At 51.2% G+C, this 17,805-nt stretch carries 18 protein-coding genes and 2 pseudogenes; 15 read left to right on the top strand and 5 right to left on the bottom strand.

Translation table 11 applies throughout. The annotated features are described in order from the left end of the window. The first annotated feature begins 75 nt into the window (after window positions 1-75). The 14 genes and pseudogenes from dksA to O1724_RS04200 all read left to right on the top strand — a co-directional run bounded on the left by dksA (window position 76) and on the right by O1724_RS04200 (window position 12,866). Window positions 76-531 carry an RNA polymerase-binding protein DksA gene (gene dksA, locus O1724_RS04265; protein ID WP_001155232.1) on the top strand — a complete coding sequence of 152 codons (456 nt, stop codon included), beginning with the start codon at window positions 76-78 and terminating at the stop codon, window positions 529-531. Window positions 532-590: 59 nt separating this feature from the next. Next, complete coding sequence (gluQRS, locus tag O1724_RS04260; protein WP_126297014.1) at window positions 591-1,481, top strand: tRNA glutamyl-Q(34) synthetase GluQRS; 891 nt, start codon at window positions 591-593, stop codon at window positions 1,479-1,481. A 42-nt stretch (window positions 1,482-1,523) separates the two neighbouring features. After that, window positions 1,524-2,921: a polynucleotide adenylyltransferase PcnB gene (gene pcnB, locus O1724_RS04255; protein ID WP_071785222.1), complete on the top strand. Its 1,398-nt coding sequence runs from the start codon at window positions 1,524-1,526 to the stop codon at window positions 2,919-2,921. Further along, complete coding sequence (gene folK / locus O1724_RS04250) at window positions 2,918-3,397, top strand: 2-amino-4-hydroxy-6-hydroxymethyldihydropteridine diphosphokinase (protein WP_023315424.1); 480 nt, start codon at window positions 2,918-2,920, stop codon at window positions 3,395-3,397. The genes pcnB and folK overlap by 4 nt, the downstream gene beginning before the upstream one ends. A gap of 123 nt (window positions 3,398-3,520) precedes the next feature. Beyond that, a complete protein-coding gene (gene panB / locus O1724_RS04245; RefSeq protein WP_126297015.1) occupies window positions 3,521-4,312 on the top strand; it encodes a 3-methyl-2-oxobutanoate hydroxymethyltransferase in 792 nt (263 codons plus the stop codon). Window positions 4,313-4,323: 11 nt separating this feature from the next. Then, complete coding sequence (gene panC / locus O1724_RS04240; RefSeq protein WP_003856282.1) at window positions 4,324-5,175, top strand: pantoate--beta-alanine ligase; 852 nt, start codon at window positions 4,324-4,326, stop codon at window positions 5,173-5,175. A gap of 31 nt (window positions 5,176-5,206) precedes the next feature. Then, on the top strand, window positions 5,207-5,587 hold the full coding sequence (gene panD / locus O1724_RS04235) for an aspartate 1-decarboxylase (protein ID WP_003856284.1): 381 nt from the start codon (window positions 5,207-5,209) through the stop codon (window positions 5,585-5,587). A gap of 276 nt (window positions 5,588-5,863) precedes the next feature. Beyond that, window positions 5,864-6,472: a fimbrial protein gene (locus tag O1724_RS04230; RefSeq protein WP_022650409.1), complete on the top strand. Its 609-nt coding sequence runs from the start codon at window positions 5,864-5,866 to the stop codon at window positions 6,470-6,472. An 80-nt stretch (window positions 6,473-6,552) separates the two neighbouring features. After that, window positions 6,553-7,296 (top strand): fimbrial chaperone, encoded by a 744-nt coding sequence (locus O1724_RS04225; protein ID WP_003856286.1) that lies wholly within the window; start codon window positions 6,553-6,555, stop codon window positions 7,294-7,296. 79 nt (window positions 7,297-7,375) lie between these two features. Further along, window positions 7,376-9,967 (top strand): annotated as a pseudogene (locus O1724_RS04220) (outer membrane usher protein). 28 nt (window positions 9,968-9,995) lie between these two features. Continuing rightward, on the top strand, window positions 9,996-10,568 hold the full coding sequence (locus O1724_RS04215) for a fimbrial protein (protein ID WP_003856288.1): 573 nt from the start codon (window positions 9,996-9,998) through the stop codon (window positions 10,566-10,568). A gap of 26 nt (window positions 10,569-10,594) precedes the next feature. Beyond that, a complete protein-coding gene (locus O1724_RS04210; protein ID WP_126297016.1) occupies window positions 10,595-11,158 on the top strand; it encodes a fimbrial protein in 564 nt (187 codons plus the stop codon). A gap of 14 nt (window positions 11,159-11,172) precedes the next feature. After that, window positions 11,173-11,781, top strand: a pseudogene (locus O1724_RS04205) (fimbrial-like protein). Window positions 11,782-11,792: 11 nt separating this feature from the next. Next, complete coding sequence (locus tag O1724_RS04200) at window positions 11,793-12,866, top strand: fimbrial protein StkG (protein WP_045336089.1); 1,074 nt, start codon at window positions 11,793-11,795, stop codon at window positions 12,864-12,866. Window position 12,867: 1 nt separating this feature from the next. Here O1724_RS04200 and O1724_RS04195 read toward each other — a convergent pair whose 3' ends face one another. The 4 genes from O1724_RS04195 to O1724_RS04180 all read right to left on the bottom strand — a co-directional run bounded on the left by O1724_RS04195 (window position 12,868) and on the right by O1724_RS04180 (window position 16,425). Continuing rightward, window positions 12,868-14,115, bottom strand: a complete 1,248-nt coding sequence (locus O1724_RS04195; protein WP_032628042.1) for a polysaccharide deacetylase family protein — start codon at window positions 14,113-14,115, stop codon at window positions 12,868-12,870. A 63-nt stretch (window positions 14,116-14,178) separates the two neighbouring features. Further along, window positions 14,179-14,619, bottom strand: a complete 441-nt coding sequence (locus tag O1724_RS04190) for a PTS sugar transporter subunit IIA (protein ID WP_479983918.1) — start codon at window positions 14,617-14,619, stop codon at window positions 14,179-14,181. Between the two features lie 112 nt (window positions 14,620-14,731). After that, entirely contained in the window at window positions 14,732-15,502 is a 771-nt protein-coding gene (locus tag O1724_RS04185; protein ID WP_003856297.1) for an ABC transporter permease, read from the bottom strand. Further along, window positions 15,499-16,425 (bottom strand): ABC transporter ATP-binding protein, encoded by a 927-nt coding sequence (locus O1724_RS04180; protein ID WP_003856300.1) that lies wholly within the window; start codon window positions 16,423-16,425, stop codon window positions 15,499-15,501. The genes O1724_RS04185 and O1724_RS04180 overlap by 4 nt, the downstream gene beginning before the upstream one ends. Before the next feature lie 107 nt (window positions 16,426-16,532). On the opposite strand from O1724_RS04180, the gene can reads away from it, so the two are divergent. Next, complete coding sequence (can, locus tag O1724_RS04175; protein ID WP_003856301.1) at window positions 16,533-17,195, top strand: carbonate dehydratase; 663 nt, start codon at window positions 16,533-16,535, stop codon at window positions 17,193-17,195. Window positions 17,196-17,259: 64 nt separating this feature from the next. Here can and hpt read toward each other — a convergent pair whose 3' ends face one another. Beyond that, the gene (gene hpt / locus O1724_RS04170) at window positions 17,260-17,796 is read right to left on the bottom strand and encodes a hypoxanthine phosphoribosyltransferase (RefSeq protein WP_003856303.1); all 537 of its coding nucleotides are present in this window, start codon (window positions 17,794-17,796) and stop codon (window positions 17,260-17,262) included. Window positions 17,797-17,805: the final 9 nt, after the last annotated feature.

Raw genomic sequence — 17,805 nt, 5'->3', positions numbered from 1 at the left:
AAGCATCTGCTATTTATAGCGACCTGATTTTTCCCCCAACACGGGGATCGATAGTGCGTGTTAAGGAGAAGCAACATGCAAGAAGGGCAAAACCGTAAAACATCGTCCCTGAGTATTCTCGCCATCGCTGGGGTGGAGCCGTATCAAGAGAAGCCGGGCGAAGAGTATATGAACGAAGCCCAGCTGTCGCACTTCAAGCGTATTCTTGAAGCATGGCGTAATCAACTCAGGGATGAAGTCGATCGCACCGTTACACATATGCAGGACGAAGCTGCTAACTTCCCGGACCCGGTCGACCGTGCCGCTCAGGAAGAAGAGTTCAGCCTCGAACTGCGTAACCGTGACCGCGAGCGCAAACTGATCAAAAAGATCGAAAAAACGCTGAAGAAGGTCGAGGACGAAGATTTTGGCTACTGCGAATCCTGCGGTGTTGAAATCGGTATTCGTCGCCTGGAAGCGCGTCCAACAGCCGATCTGTGCATCGACTGTAAAACGCTGGCAGAAATCCGCGAAAAACAGATGGCTGGCTAACGCCTGCCCTCTCACTACTCTGCTAAGGCGGGAGTCTCTCCCGCCTTGTTACCGTAGATATGTCTGAATCTCACTATATCGGGCGCTTTGCGCCATCTCCCTCCGGTGAATTACACTTCGGCTCATTAATTGCCGCGCTTGGCAGCTACCTACAGGCTCGCGCCCGTCAGGGTCAATGGCTGGTCCGCATTGAAGATATCGATCCTCCGCGTGAAGTTCCCGGTGCAGCAGAAACTATTCTGCGTCAGCTGGAACATTACGGTCTTCACTGGGACGGCGACGTACTCTGGCAGTCTCAACGCCATGATGCCTACCGTGAACGTCTGGCGTGGCTTGCTGAACAGGGCCTTTCCTATAACTGCACCTGCACGCGGGCGCGAATTCAAAGCGTGGGTGGCGTTTACGACGGCCACTGTCGTACGCGGCGCAACGGTCCTGAGAATGCTGCCGTACGGCTGATACAGCGTTCTCCGGTGACGCAGTTTACCGACGTTCTCTCAGGAACCATTCAGGCGGATGAACGCCTGGCGCGTGAAGATTTTATTATTCACCGTCGTGATGGTTTGTTTGCCTATAACCTGGCGGTGGTTGTCGATGACCATTTCCAGGGCGTTACGGAAATCGTGCGCGGGGCGGATCTGGTTGAGCCTACCGTGCGGCAAATATCGCTTTACCAGCAGTTTGGCTGGACGGTGCCGGATTACATCCATCTGCCGCTGGCGGTCAATGAACAGGGAAATAAGCTGTCGAAACAGAATCATGCCCCGGCGCTGCCTGACGGCGATCCGCGCCCGGTTTTGATCGACGCGCTGCGATTTCTCAACCAGAATGTAACGCAGACATGGCAGGATCTGAGTCTGGATGAATTGCTGAAAACGGCCATTGCTGACTGGGCGCTTATCGCCGTGCCAAAAATCCAGCATTCTCAAATGCGTTGCGCTGAGCTATGATTAGCCGCTTTTTTGATAACAAAACACACTACGAGGTGTACTATTTTTACCCGAGTCGCTAATTTTTGCCGTAAAGTGCTGAGCCGCGAAGAGAGCATGGCGAACGACGCTATTGCACAGCCACACATGTCGGTCATTCCGCGTGAGCAGCACAATATTTCCCGCAAAGATATCAGTGAAAATGCCCTCAAGGTGCTCTATCGTCTGAATAAAGCAGGCTACGAGGCCTATCTCGTCGGCGGCGGGGTGCGCGATTTACTGCTGGGCAAAAAACCAAAAGATTTCGACGTGACGACCAGCGCCACGCCTGAGCAGGTGCGTAAATTATTCCGCAACTGCCGTCTGGTTGGCCGCCGTTTCCGTCTGGCGCACGTGATGTTTGGACCGGAAATTATTGAAGTGGCGACCTTCCGCGGTCACCACGAAGCGGGCGTCAACGATCGCACGACTTCCCAGCGCGGCCAAAACGGCATGCTGCTGCGCGACAACATCTTCGGCTCTATTGAAGAAGATGCTCAGCGTCGCGATTTCACCATCAACAGCCTTTACTACAGCGTGGCGGATTTTACCGTGCGCGATTACGTCGGCGGTATGCAGGATCTGAAAGACGGCCTGATTCGCCTGATCGGTACGCCGGAAACGCGCTATCGCGAAGATCCGGTCCGAATGCTGCGCGCCGTGCGTTTCGCCGCCAAGCTGAACATGCGTATCAGTCCGGAAACCGCAGAGCCGATCCCGCGCCTGGCGACGCTGATTAACGACGTCCCCCCTGCCCGTCTGTTTGAGGAGTCGTTAAAGCTGCTCCAGGCAGGCTACGGGTTTGAAACCTACAATTTGCTGCGTGAATACAACCTGTTCCAGCCGCTGTTCCCGACCATTACCCGCTACTTCACCGAAAACGGTGACAGCGCAATGGAGAGGATGATTGCACAGGTGCTGAAGAACACGGATACCCGTATTCATAACGATATGCGCGTGAATCCGGCGTTCCTGTTCGCGGCCATGTTCTGGTATCCGCTGCTGGAAACGGCGCAGCGCATCACTCAGGAGAGCGGTCTCGCCTATTATGATGCGTTCGCGCTGGCGGCAAACGACGTGCTGGACGAAGGCTGTCGCACGCTGGCGATCCCGAAACGTATTACCACGCTGGTGCGTGATATCTGGCAGCTTCAGCTGCGTATGTCCCGCCGTCAGGGTAAACGCGCCTGGAAGCTGATGGAGCATCCTAAGTTCCGCGCCGCGTTCGATTTGCTCTCTCTGCGTGCTGAAGTCGAAAGAAACCAGGAGCTACAGCGCCTGGCGCAGTGGTGGGGAGAATTTCAGGTCTCTGCACCACCAGAGCAGAAAGATATGCTTACGGATCTCGATGATGAGCCGGCACCGCGCCGTCGTCACCGTCGCCCGCGCAAACGCGCACCGCGTCGTGAAGGCACGGCATGACCCTTGCGTATATCGCCATCGGCAGCAATCTGGCCTCTCCGCTGGAGCAGGTTAACGCTGCCGTGCAGGCGCTGGGGGAGATCCCGCAAAGCCGCATCGTCGCGCTGTCCTCATTTTACCGTACGCCGCCGCTCGGCCCGCAGGATCAGCCTGATTATCTGAACGCCGCCGTGGTGCTGGAAACGACCCTTGACGCAGAAACGCTGCTGGATAATACCCAGCGTATTGAGCTACAGCAGGGTCGCGTCCGCAAAGCCGAACGCTGGGGACCGCGCACCCTCGATCTCGATATTATGCTTTTCGGCCACGAGGTGATTAACACCGAACGCCTCACCGTTCCGCATTACGACATGAAAAACCGCGGGTTTATGCTCTGGCCGCTGTTTGAAGTCGCGCCCGATCTCACCTTCCCTGACGGCGCCTCGCTGCAAGCCGTTCTGCAAAATCTCAACGCGGATAAACCGGCCCGCTGGTAATCCCGTCTCTGCATCGATTAACCATTCCTTATTTGCGGTTAATCGATTGCCTAAAATCATTGTTCCCTCAAATGTTACTGTTAGAATGCGCAAAGATTCGCTTTTGGGCCATCAGGAAACAGTATGAAACCAACCACCATCTCCTTATTGCAGAAATGCAAACAGGAAAAAAAACGCTTCGCAACTATCACCGCGTATGACTACAGCTTCGCAAAACTGTTTGCCGAAGAAGGGATCAACGTCATGCTGGTCGGGGACTCGTTAGGGATGACGGTACAAGGACATGATTCCACTCTGCCGGTCACGGTCGAGGATATTGCTTACCATACCCGCGCCGTGCGCCGGGGTGCGCCCGCCTGCCTGCTGCTTTCAGATCTGCCGTTTATGGCGTATGCCACCCCGGAACAGGCCTTTGAAAATGCGGCGACAGTGATGCGTGCTGGCGCCAATATGGTCAAAATCGAAGGCGGCGCCTGGTTGGTCGATACGGTAAAAATGCTTACCGAACGCGCCGTGCCGATTTGTGGTCATTTGGGGCTAACGCCGCAGTCTGTCAACATCTTTGGCGGATATAAGGTGCAGGGCCGAGGCGATGCGGCGCAGACGCTGTTTGATGATGCCGTGGCGCTGGAAGCCGCGGGCGCACAGATGCTGGTGCTGGAGTGTGTACCGGTTGAGCTGGCTAAGCGTATCACTGAGGCGCTGTCGATTCCGGTGATCGGCATCGGCGCGGGCAACGTCACCGATGGCCAGATTCTGGTCATGCACGACGCCTTCGGGATCACCGGCGGCCACATTCCAAAATTTGCAAAAAATTTCCTGACAGAAGCAGGCGACATGCGTGCTGCTGTGCGGCAGTATATTGCCGAGGTTGAGTCCGGCGTTTATCCGGGCGAAGAACACAGTTTCCATTAAGGAGTCCAGGTGTGCTAATCATAGAAACTCTGCCGCTGCTGCGCCAGCATATCCGCCGTGCACGTCAGGAAGGTAAACGTATCGCCCTTGTTCCAACCATGGGCAACCTGCACGACGGCCATATGAAGCTGGTCGATGAAGCGAGAGCCCGTGCAGATATTGTGGTAGTCAGTATCTTCGTTAACCCGATGCAGTTCGATCGCGAAGACGATCTGGCGCGCTACCCACGTACCTTGCAGGAAGATTGCGAGAAGCTCAAAAAACGTCATGCGGATATCGTCTTCGCTCCGGCCCCCGCAGATGTATATCCCCAGGGCACCACTGAATCGACCTACGTCGATGTGCCGGGTATTTCGACCATGCTGGAGGGCGCCAGCCGCCCGGGCCATTTCCGTGGCGTTTCTACCATCGTCAGCAAGCTGTTTAACCTGGTGCAGCCGGACATCGCCTGTTTTGGCGAGAAAGATTTTCAGCAGCTGGCGCTGATCCGCAAAATGGTTGCCGATATGGGCTACGACATTGAGATAGTCGGCGTACCGATTGTGCGTGCGAAAGATGGCCTGGCGCTCAGCTCCCGTAACGGCTATCTGACCGCCGAACAGCGTAAAATTGCGCCGGGTTTAAGCAAAGTCATGAATACCATGGCAGAGCAACTGCTGGCAAAAGAGTTAACCGCAGAAGAAATTATCGCTCTGGCTGAACAGGCGCTGAACGAGAAAGGTCTTCGTGCTGACGACGTTCAAATTCGGGATGCCGATACGCTTCTGGCGCTTACAGAGACCAGCAAACGTGCGGTAATTCTGGTGGCGGCATGGCTCGGCCAGGCCCGCCTTATCGATAACAAAGTGGTTGAACTGGCGTAGTTTTACTACCCGGAAGTGAAAGGTAAACGTAATGATTCGCAAAATGCTACAAGGTAAGCTTCACCGTGTGAAAGTCACCCAGGCCGACCTGCACTATGAAGGCTCCTGCGCGATTGACCAGGATTTTCTCGACGCGGCGGGTATTCTCGAAAACGAAGCTATTGATATCTGGAACGTTAATAACGGCAAACGCTTTTCAACGTACGCGATTGCCGCTGAACGCGGATCTAAAATCATCTCCGTTAATGGGGCAGCAGCGCACTGCGCGGACGTAGGCGATATCGTCATTATTGCCAGCTTTGTGATGATGTCTGACGAAGAAGCACGTCGCTGGCAGCCTAAAGTGGCCTACTTTGAAGGCGATAATGAGATGAAACGTACCGCGAAGGCGATTCCGGTGCAGGTTGCCTGATAATATTTATCCCACGACCCATTCTTGTGCATTTATTAAATGAATGGGTCTTTAAAAAGCATTTATTGAATTAATATCCAGCTCTTCCCGCTCCACCAGACAAACACATCATATTGATAACAAATAACTTTAAATTTACTAAACTATTCTTTTAGTTTAAATCACGCACAATATCTACATTTCATTGAGATTAACAATATAATTCGCCACGAAATTTAATTTCAAATAAAAGCTTTACGGGCACTTATTATTTACTCAACGAATATGGATATTGAAATGATTTCTAAAAAATATGGTTTGTCAATTGCACTAGCAAGCGTTCTGGCTGCGGGTTCAGCGGTAGCAGCAGATTCTGACACCGGGACTATTACTTTCCACGGCATGGTTTCTAACAATACTTGCCAGGTCTCCCTTGACCAGAAAATCGATCAAAACGGTAACGATTTTGACGTAACCCTGGACACTGTATTTGTACGTGATTTTTCAACCGCACTGGGTACCACCAGCACCTTGGGTGAAAAGAAATTCTCCCTTTCTCTGACCGGTTGTGATACCGAGACTGCGAAGAAAGCGTCTGCCCAGTTCTCTTCATGGGCGGGTTCTTCTTCTACAGAAGGCGGTCTGCTGGTGCCACCAAGCAATGCACAGGGTTCTGCTAAGAACGTTAACCTGGTGCTGTCAAACGACGGTAACTCAGCTACCGATCAGATTAAAATTGACCAGACCAACAACACTCAGAAAGCAACTATTGATGCGACTTCTGGCGCAGGAAACCTGTACTACCGCGTAGCATACACCCAGGGTCAGGGCTGGAATGCAACAAGCAACCCAGTATCTGCTGGTACCGTGCAGGCACAGGTTGCCTTCACCATGATTTACGAATAAGAGATTCGTAAACTTTAAATTAAGCAATCCTTCATGATAAATGAGGGATTGCTTGTGTAATTCCAAAAGGAAGTGGAAAAATGTCTCATTCAATCTTTATTAAAAATTTTAAAGCCGCATTGCTCGCAACTGCTTTTTTGGCCGCATCGAATGCAAGTGCGGACATTGTTATTTCCGGCACCCGTATTATCTACCCACAGTCATCGAAGGATGTCGTCGTTAATCTCGATAACCATGGAACCAAACCGCTTTTGGTTCAAACCTGGCTTGATGATGGGCGTGATGGCGTAAACCCGGAAGAGTTGAAGCTTCCTTTTATCATTACCCCTCCGGTATCCCGCATTGACCCGAAAAAAGGCCAATCCGTACGTATTACCTACACAGGTATACCTTTACCACAGGATCGTGAATCGCTTTTCTGGTTCAATGTCCTGGAGATTCCGCCAAAATCAAAAGCTGCGGATAAAGAGAATCTTAACCAGCTTCAGCTGGCATTCAGAACGCGTATTAAATTCTTTTACCGACCAGACGGGTTAAAAGGCTCGGCAGGTGAAGCCGCTGAGCATTTGACATGGACGCAGAAAAAAGAGGGGAACGCAGTTAAGCTTGTTGCCCATAATAACTCACCCTATAACGTCTCCGTTTCAGCGGTCACCATTAAAGCCAGTCAAAAAACATACGACGTTGATCATAAGGCCGTTCCACCGTTTAGTGATACCACAATGACGGTGAAAGGCTTAGCTTCTGCCGTAAATGGTAAAGTCGAGTTTGATACCATTAATGATTATGGCGGCACAGACCATCACGAAGCTGGACTTAAATAGAACACGCTTTAATACACATAATAATTGATAGCATTAACTCTGTAGAGAGTTCTCTCTACACTGATTAAGTGGATGTGCCATGTTATTTAAACGTTCTCTTTTATGTCTTGCGATAAGCGCAGCATTGCCTTTTTATGCTTGCGCAGAAAATATCACGCCAGCAAAAGATCTGCCTGATAATGAAGAAGAGGTCGAGTTTAACGATCAATTTCTTTTAAATGGCAGTGCTAGTATTGATATTAATCGTTTTTCACATGGCAACCCGGTTTTACCGGGGACCTATCGCACTAAGATCAACCTGAACGGTAAACTGAAGTCTACCGTGGAGGTCACGTTTAAAGATAACGGAACACCTCGTGCGACACCGTGCATAACAAAACTGCTGCTGTCACAATCGGGTGTCGACACCAGCACATTGCCTGACGGACCGGAAGACAATGAAACCTGCGTCGATATTAAAAAATCCTTCCCTGGCGCTACGGTTAGCTATGACAGTGGCAAGCAGGCAATGGATTTTAATTTTCCGCAGATTTATGTGCTGAAACGCCCGGCAGGCTATGTCGATCCATCGTTGTGGGATAATGGGATCCCTGCCGCTCTGCTCTCTTATGACATGAACGGGTGGCGTAGCGAGAACAACGGCAGTACATCAGAAAGTGCATATGTAGGATTACGCTATGGTCTGAATATGGGGCCATGGCGTCTGCGCTCGCGTGGCAATTTTAACTGGGACAAAGATAGTGGCACAAAATATTCCAGTCAGGATGTCTATTTGCAGCGCGATATTACACCGTTGAGCGCCCAGTTTGTCATCGGCGACTCTTACACGCGTGGCGAGGCATTTAACTCTATGAGCCTTCGCGGTGCACGCATGTACAGTGACGATCGCATGTTGCCAATGGGGTCCACAGGCTACGCTCCTGTCATCCGGGGTGTCGCGAACAGTAACGCGAAGGTCAGCGTCACGCAGAGCGGCAATAAGATCTATGAAACCTCGGTGCCACCAGGCGCGTTTGAAATAAACGACCTGAGTACCACAGGTTACGGTAATGATTTACTGGTAACGATTGAAGAAGCGGACGGCAGCAAACGCTCCTTTACCGTACCCTTTTCATCCGTTACTCAGATGCTCCGTCCGGGAGCCTCTCGCTGGGACGTCGGTTTAGGTGAATTAAATGACGATTCACTGATTGATGCGCCTAAAGTGGGTTACGGTACCCTTTACTATGGCCTGAATAATACGTTCACGGGTTATATTGGCGCACAATATACCGATATGGATTTTTATGCCGGTATTCTCGGCGTGGCAATGAATACCCCTGTTGGTGCGTTTGCATTCGACGTTACGCAATCATATGCAGATATTGAGGGGCTGGATAAATTAAGCGGTCAAAGTTATCGTTTAACGTACAGTAAAATGATTGAGTCGACGAATACTTCCTTTAACGTTGCGGCTTATCGTTTCTCGACGGAAGACTACCTGACGCTTAACGATGCGGCGCAACTTCAGGACAGTATTAAGCACCAGAAATACTCAAACCGTAGCTATGACTCAAACGAAGCGTTATATGCAGACTACCAGCGCACCAAAAATCAGGTGCAAATTAGTCTTAACCAACCGCTAACATCCGGAGAGGACAATTATGGCTCCCTGTATGTAAGCGGCACCTAGCAGGATTACTGGAACGCTACGGGCTCAACTTCCAATTATAATATTGGTTATAACAATAGCTTCACCTATGGCAGCTACAGCCTGTCATTACAGCGAACCTATGATCAGAACGGCAAGAAAGACGACAGCGTTTATTTAAGCCTGAGCATTCCATTTAGTGTATTCTCAAAAGATAGAGGGAATTCTGGTGGATTCTCGAACATTAACATGGGATTACGTTCCGACCTTAAAGGCGGCACAAGCTTTAACACGTCCGCGGGTGGAAATACGCAAGATAATAAGGTGAGTTATTCCGTTAGCGCCTCGTCAAACAGCGGTAATTATGGTGACCTGAATCAGATAAGCGGCTACGGGTCCTATAACAGTGAATATGGCCCGCTGGGTTTATCTGCCTCTTTTGGCGATGACAACAGTAAACAATATTCTGCCTCCTATAGCGGTGGCATGGTATTGCATTCAGGGGGCATCGCATTTGCGCCAGGGAGTATTGGTGACAACGATGCGCTGGCGCTGGTCAAAGCGAGTGGCGCGAAAGGTGCCGGTATCGGCTTTGGTAACAGTGAAATAGGCAGTTCCGGCTATGGCATTCTGCCTTATATGTCTGCCTACCGTGAAAACCGCGTATACCTTGATATCAGCACGCTGGAAAACGATGTTGAAATTAAAAACACCAGTGAAATTACGGTTCCCCGCAGTGGTTCCGTTGTGCTGGTTGATTTTGTAACCGATGAAGGTCGTTCATTAATTTTAGAACTTAAGCGCACCGATAACGGATTTATTCCTTTAGGCGCTGATGTTTTAAATGAAAAAAATGAATCAATTGGCACCGTAGGGCAGGCGGGGCAAGCCTATGTCCGCGGCGTTGAAGATGAAGGCACGCTTCATGTTGTCTGGGGAAGCGATAAAGACAGTAAGTGTGACGTGCATTATAACGTCTCATCACATGCTCAAAAAGCAGGACTTACAACGGTACTCAGCAATCAAGTGTGCCAGATGTAATTATTCGGGAAAATAGACGAGAGTTTGTATGAAAAAAAATCTTTATAGCCTGTCAGCCGTTGCCATGACGATGCTGGCGTTATCAGGTGCAGCGCTCGCCGAGGGCACGAATCTCGATGTTAACTTCACGGCTAATATCCGTGAAACCACTTGTGATATGAAACTGGTTGGTGGTGAGGGTTCCGATACTCAGCAAACGCTGAAAATCGGTGGCGGTCAGGTGCGCCTTGACGATGTCAAAGCTGGCACCGCAAATGCCAATTTCAAAATCGTGATCGTTGAGTGCCCGGCATCTCTGACCTCATTGAAAACCACAGTATCGGGAACACGCTCTGGTTATTTATTCTCCGGCCTTGTTAACTCAATATTAAAAACCGCCGGAGGCGCAGACTACTCTGCTGTTGAAATTGCCAGAGCCAGCACACCGGATGCCCCGTTTATCATTAACTCCAAAGACGATTCGGAGCGCCTGGTCTGGACCCCTACAGAAATCCAGAATAAAGAAGTTCAATTGGTAGCCACATTGCGTGAAACCAAAGCTAACAGCATGACAGTTGGTGATTTCCAGGCCGTGGCAACTTTCGAGTTTAGCTACGAGTAATTGGCGCAGGAAAACGGAGCAATATTATGAAATTTAAATCAACTTTAATCGCCCTGTCCGTTTCTACCCTTCTCTTCTCTGGAGTGGTAAGCGCTGCAATTACAGGCACCGATAGTGTCAGTATGACGATTCAAACAAAGGTAGTTTCAGGCACCTGTACAGCAAAAGTGCTCAACGGCGCAGGTACTGCATCCACTGAAATTGCATTTGGCGATGTATACAAATCGGATCTGGTGAATAAAACCCGCGTCGAGCCGCTCAAAATAAGCTTCACTAACTGTTCTGGGGTAACGAAGGCAACGGTCGCTGCCGCGAAAGGCGCTGGCGGAGAATGTAGTGGTATAGCCAAAAATGGTGACTCTTTCTCTGGCGGCTTAGCAACGGGCTTTGAAATCTGGTCCGGCACTGTCGATACAGGCTTGTTGATGAGCTGTAACACGCCTCCGGCGGCTCAGGAAGTCACCATTACTGACGGCGCGGGTGAATTCCCGATGAACTCTCGTATTGTCATAGGCCAAGGCATGTCGATTAGTGATGTTGGCACAGGTGCGGTTACCGCTCCGGTAACGTTTACCGTCACCTATCAATAATTCCAGGTACCATCATGCAACAATCACCGTTTAATTTACACCAGCCCGGTCTTGTGTTGCTTATCGGTCTGGCTGGTAGCACTCTGCCTGGCATATGCCAGGCAGGTTCAGGTGTGGATGTAAACCTGACAGCAAATATTGTTAATAATACCTGTCGGCTAAGCGTCGAAAACGGCGGAGAGATCACTTTGCCGACCGTGACACGAGACTGGTTTTATAACAGCGACAAGAGCGATCGTCTATCGCCAACCGATGATGAAGCAGGAACGCCTTTTACGATCCACGTAGATGACTGCTACGCGAGCAGTACAGAAGGCGCAACGATTAACAAACTGAAATTTAGTTTTGCTCCGCAAAATGGTTTCTGGAGTAATCACAACTAGGTCTTTAAAAACGATGCCACAGCCGGTGCGGCTGAAAATGTGGGTATCGTTATTTTTTCAGATGCGTTCAAAACTAACGTCCTGAACAGCGACGGGACATCAAACGTTATTTACGATGTCAGTGGAAGTAGCGAGAACTATATAAAGGATTATGGATTTTACGCGCGTTATCAGAACGTTGGAACTATCACCAGCGGCGCTGTGATGAGTAATGTTCTGGTTAACGTAAGCTATGAATAAAGGGATTTAGGATGAAAAAATATCTTACTATATTAGCGTTAGCGGCGTTCGGGCTGTCTGGCGCAGCGCATTCCGCGTTAGAATGTAAATTTAACAGTAATGATACGCTGCTCATTATGTCTCCGGGCACACAGCCGGTCATTACACCTCTGCCTGTTGGTACGGTAACGACACCCGTGCAGATCAGTAACACTATTATTATGGAAACAACCCCAGCATTAACATCAAGTTGCGAAGTTGGTGACGATGGTGAAAATGTTTACCAGATGACGAACAATGCAATGCTTTGGGGGGAGATCGATGGCAAAGCCACTTTTCGTACAAACATCCCCGGGATTGTTTACACGCTGGCATTCTATCCTGATGGCAATGGTGTTACGGCCTGGTTCCCACCCAATCCAAATGAGTTTTATCTCACGGGTAACGATCATGATAACGAAGATGCTGTAAAAGGAAAAACCTGGCACGTTCGTATGGAGTTCTGGCAGACAAACGGATTCACCGGTGTTCCCAACGACGAAGACTTCCTGACCGCAAGCAGTGGTCCAATCGGTCAAATTATCCTCGGTAATCCAAATGGAACGACAGTAGAAGATCACCCTCGCCCTCTGGTGAATATGTCTCAGATGTCGTTCAGTATTCCATTAAATCGCCCGACCTGTGCCTTACGTGCGCCCACAACGGTAAACCTTGGTGACTGGTATCCCGCGGAGGTCGAAAGCGGGAATACCAGCAAAGTCGAGTTCCATGTGACGGGTACATGCGTGAATACCATCGGCGTTTACTATACGCTATCCTCCACGCACACCACCGCAGATAAGAAATATTTTACCAATACCGTGGAGAGTTCAGGTGGTGTGACTGCGGCAGGTGGCGTTGGCGTTATGATTCTGGATAGCCAGAACGATAATTATCCTGTGCCAGCGAATGGCAGCAAGCACGTCATCGCGGTGGGTGAAGTGTACGGCGATCCCGTGAGTATTGTAGACAAATCAATTTGGGCCAAACTGGTTAAGATCGGCAGCGATCCGGTAACCGTCGGTGTTTTCGGCACCACCGTGACCATTCAGACCACGTACGAATAACCTACCCCTGCGGCTGATTACTGATCAGCCGCGACATGGTCTCCAGCGAATCCGTTCTTAAAATATACAGACGTTTCAGTAAGAACGGATTATCCCCCGGCTTCACCTTCCCTTTCACCGTGGTCACCGCCAGATGAAACCCCGCATCGTTCGCCGCTTTAATCGCTTTATTGTCATAGCCGCCAAACGGATACGACACATACAACACGCGCGGGTTGAACTGCGCCAGTGCACGACGTGATCGTTCAAAATCAAACAGGATCACGTGATAGCTACGGCTCAACAGGATGGGGTGTTTATAGCCATCCACGCGATGCAGGAAATGGGTGTGAGACTGAATGTCGAACACATCCTGGATGCCCTTGATTTCCTGAACGCTCATAAACTGTAGCGATTTTGGATCCCACTTCTGCGGATGGCCTTTGATACGTGATGAAATTATAAACGCCGTCGCGTTGAAGCCATATTCTTTCAGAACAGGGTACGCGTAGCGGCTCACCGATTTGAGACCATCATCAAAGGTGATCACCACTGCTTTCGCGGGTAGGTTCATCTTGTTACGCACGTACCCTTCAAGCTGGTACATCGTCAGCGTGGTATAGCCTTGATCGCGTAACCAGGCCATCTGATTATTAAACGCACGTACGCTGGTCGTCGTGGAGGTATGTCGAAAACGGGTGTTCTCTTCATCACGCAAAATATGATGGTAAGTCAGAACCGGTAGCCCGTTATCTTCCTGTGCATCGAGGCTGCTGATCCACGCCAGACGATTACCGATGCGAATTTGAAACCAGGTCTGGTTCAGGCGGTCTTTCAGCTTATTCAGAATCGGATAGCGAAGATTGGCGCTTAAGGTGCCAAAGGGCGCGCTTCCGCTGCTGGGGGCGTTATACACCGGCGTGTCTTTCCAGGTAATGAGGTTTTGATTACTGAGCGGCTTGTTCAAGTCACCCAGGCTATCCTCAACGCGTTGTTTGCCCTGAACTTTTTCAAGGTGGTCTTTATCAATAAACCCCGTACCGAATCCGAAACGAAATTCATAGTAATCCGCCGCGGCCGGAAAGACAGCGAGGATCTGCCCGCCGCGAACATTCCCTACATTTACAACGGCATTTCCCACCTGCGCCCAGATGGCCGCATCTTCGGTGGTTTGCATATATTGGGCAGGAAGGCCTTGCTGACTGGTCAGGCTGGCAGACGCACCACCGGAAACCAGCAGCAGAAGGATAAAGATAACGCGCATGAGCATGGGATATAAATCGATACGGAAAATCAGTCGCCATTGTAGCAAAAGCGACATCAATACCAATGTTTAATGCTTATACAGATCGTGAAGCAGAACGAAAGGCGGGTTCTTCTGCTGCTGGTGCCACAGGCTGCTCACGCCCGGGGAGCCCTGCGCCACAATGGCGTGGCGAAACTCAGCGCTGCTCAACGTTGCGCGCAGCGGATACATCGCTTCGAGTAAAGGCAGGCTGATACCGGAGATCACTTCACAATTTTCATGCTTATGGCTCATTAACGCTGCTGAACGGTAAGGCGCCGCGCCCGATTTGTCGGTGAGAAAAATCACGCCATCACCGGTGTCGGTTTCATGCAGCGCGTCGCACATCATCCGGCTGAGCATGTTGGTGCTTAACCCTCGCCAGTAATTTACAGCACGGCATTGCGCCAGGGGACCAAACCGGGCCTCCAGCTTCAGCAGCATTTCCTGCGCCACTTCATCGTGGCAGGTGATCACCCATCCCAGCATAACGTCTCTCCTTAGCAGGCGAGTAGTTTACCGAAGTGAAGGTTAGTTTACGGTGATAACTGTCAAAGAAAGCGCCCGGCAGACGGTACGTCGCCGGGCAGAAGGCAGAGGATTAGCTGCGCAGCCCACGGCCACGCTGGATCAAATACCAACACAGCAGGTAGAACGCCACGATAAACACCACCAGCACGACGACGGTGGTGAACAGCGGCACGTCGGTGATGCCGAGGAAACCGAAGCGGAAACCGCTGATCATGTAGACAATCGGGTTCAGGTGCGACAGCGCCTGCCAGAACGGCGGCAGCAGCGTCAGGGAGTAAAACACCCCGCCCAGATAGGTCAGCGGCGTCAGTACGAAGGTCGGGATCAGGCTGATGTCATCGAACGTTTTGGCGAACACGGCGTTCAGCAAGCCAGCCAGTGAGAACAGGATCGCCGTCAGCAATAATGTGAGCGCCACGAACAGCCACGAATGCACCTGGAACGGGACGAAGAACAGCGAAATCGCCGTTACCAGAATACCCACGCACAGCCCGCGCGCCACGCCGCCACCCACGTAACCGGCGATGATGACGTGCGTTGGCACCGGCGCCACCAGCAGCTCTTCAATGTTGCGCTGGAACTTGGCACTGAAGAACGACGACGCCACGTTCGCATAAGCGTTGGTGATCACCGCCATCATGATCAGGCCCGGCACGATAAACTGCATATAGGTGAAGCCGTGCATCTCACCAATGCGGGAGCCAATAAGGTTGCCGAAAATGATGAAGTAGAGCGTCATGGTGATCACCGGCGGCACCAGGGTTTGCACCCAGATACGCATAAAGCGGTTAATCTCTTTCGCCCAGATGCTTTTCAGCGCGACCCAGTAAAGATGCGTCATGCCTTGTCTCCTTGTTTGTCGTGCACCAGAGAGACAAACAGCTCTTCCAGTCGGTTTGCTTTGTTACGCATGCTTAATACCTGAATGCCCTGCGCGCTCAACTGTGAGAACACGCTGTTAATACCCTGCTCGCGCAGCACTTCTACCTCCAGCGTCGAGGTATCGACCAGGCGATAGTTGTAGCCCTCCAGTTTCGGCAGCGCGCTTTTCGCCGCCAGATCGAGGATAAAGGTCTCTGATTTGAGCTTGGAGAGCAGATTCTTCATCGAGGTGTTTTCCACCAGCTCACCGTGCTGAATGATGCCGATATTGCGGCACAGCATTTCCGCCTCTTCCAGGTAGTGCGTGGTCAGAATGATGGTGGTGCCTTTGTCGTTCAGATCTTTCAGGAAACCCCACATGGAGCGACGCAGTTCAATATCCACGCCAGCGGTCGGCTCATCAAGGATAAGCAGCTTTGGCTCGTGCATCAGCGCGCGGGCAATCATCAGGCGGCGCTTCATCCCTCCGGACAACATCCGCGCGCGCTCGTTACGTTTCTCCCACAGATCAAGCTGTTTCAGGTACTTTTCGCTGCGCTCAAGCGCCTCTTTGCGCTCCACGCCATAGTAACCCGCCTGGTTAACAACAATCTGCTGTACCGTCTCAAACGGGTTAAAGTTGAACTCCTGCGGCACCAGCCCCAACTGGCGCTTGGCGTTGACCACATCTTTTTGCAGATCGTAGCCAAACACGCTGACGCGGCCCGAGGTTTTATTGACCAGTGAACTGATGATCCCGATGGTGGTGGATTTCCCTGCCCCGTTCGGCCCCAGAAGCGCGTAGAAATCTCCCGCTTCGACTTTAAGATCTATCCCGCGCAGCGCCTGGACGCCCCCCGGGTAGGTTTTTTTGAGCTGTTCAAGCTCCAGTGCAATCGCCATGAATTCAACTTACCTTAAGTTCTGACACACGTTGTGTGGTTTCATTAAAAGTCGGGTTACCCTATAGTAGCGCAACGCAATCACTTGGTTACAGGTCGCTAACCTCCATGAACGACATAGATACACTCATCAGCAACAATGCACTATGGTCAAAAATGCTGGTGGAGGAAGACCCCGGATTTTTTGGAAAACTCGCGCAAGCGCAGAACCCACGCTTTCTCTGGATTGGATGTTCTGACAGCCGCGTCCCCGCCGAACGTCTGACTGGTCTTGAACCTGGCGAACTGTTTGTTCACCGCAATGTGGCTAACCTGGTTATTCATACCGATCTCAACTGCCTTTCGGTTGTTCAGTATGCCGTTGATGTTCTGGAGGTCGAGCACATTATTATCTGCGGCCACTACGGCTGCGGCGGCGTGCAGGCGGCGGTCGAAAATACAGAGCTGGGGTTAATCGATAACTGGCTGCTGCACATTCGTGATATCTGGTTCAAACATAGCTCACTGCTGGGCGAAATGCCGCAGGAGCGCCGTCTCGACACGCTGTGTGAGCTGAACGTGATGGAGCAGGTGTATAACCTGGGCCATTCGACGATTATGCAGTCTGCCTGGAAACGCGGGCAGAAGGTCTCTATCCACGGCTGGGCGTACGGTATTCACGACGGCCTACTGCGCAATCTGGAAGTGACCGCCACCAACCGCGAAACGCTGGAACAGCGTTACCGCTCGGGAATTGCCAACCTCAAGCTTAAGCACGTTAACCATAAATAACAAAGCCGGGGGTTTTCACCCTCTCCCTGTGGGAGAGGGCTGGGGTGAGGGCATCAGCCCGCAATTATTCGTCCAGAATCACCACTTTCCCAACATACGGCAGATGGCGATAACGCTGTGCGTAATCAATGCCGTAACCCACCACGAATTCGTCCGGGATGGAGAAACCAACGAACTCCACCGGCACCTGCACTTCACGGCGCTCAGGCTTATCCAGCAGTGTACAAATCGCCAGTGATTTTGGTTCACGCAGGCTCAGGATCTCACGCACTTTAGAGAGCGTGTTGCCGGAGTCGATGATGTCCTCAACAATCAACACATCTTTGCCACGAATATCTTCATCCAGATCTTTCAGGATTTTCACATCACGGGTTGTGGACATGCCGCTGCCGTAACTGGAGGCGGTCATAAAATCGACCTCGTGCGGCACCTGCACTTCACGGCACAGGTCTGCCATGAACATGAAAGAGCCACGCAACAAACCGACCAGCACCATTTCGCTGCCGCTGTCCTTGTAATGTTCGGTGATTTGACGACCCAGTTCGGCGATACGCGCTTTGATCTCGGCTTCCGGGATCATCACTTCAACAGTATGTTTCATATTACTAAC

It is taken from the genome of Enterobacter cloacae complex sp. HYC074_NIDB, from assembly GCF_056673345.1.
This window is presented reverse-complemented; position numbering and strand designations above follow the sequence as displayed.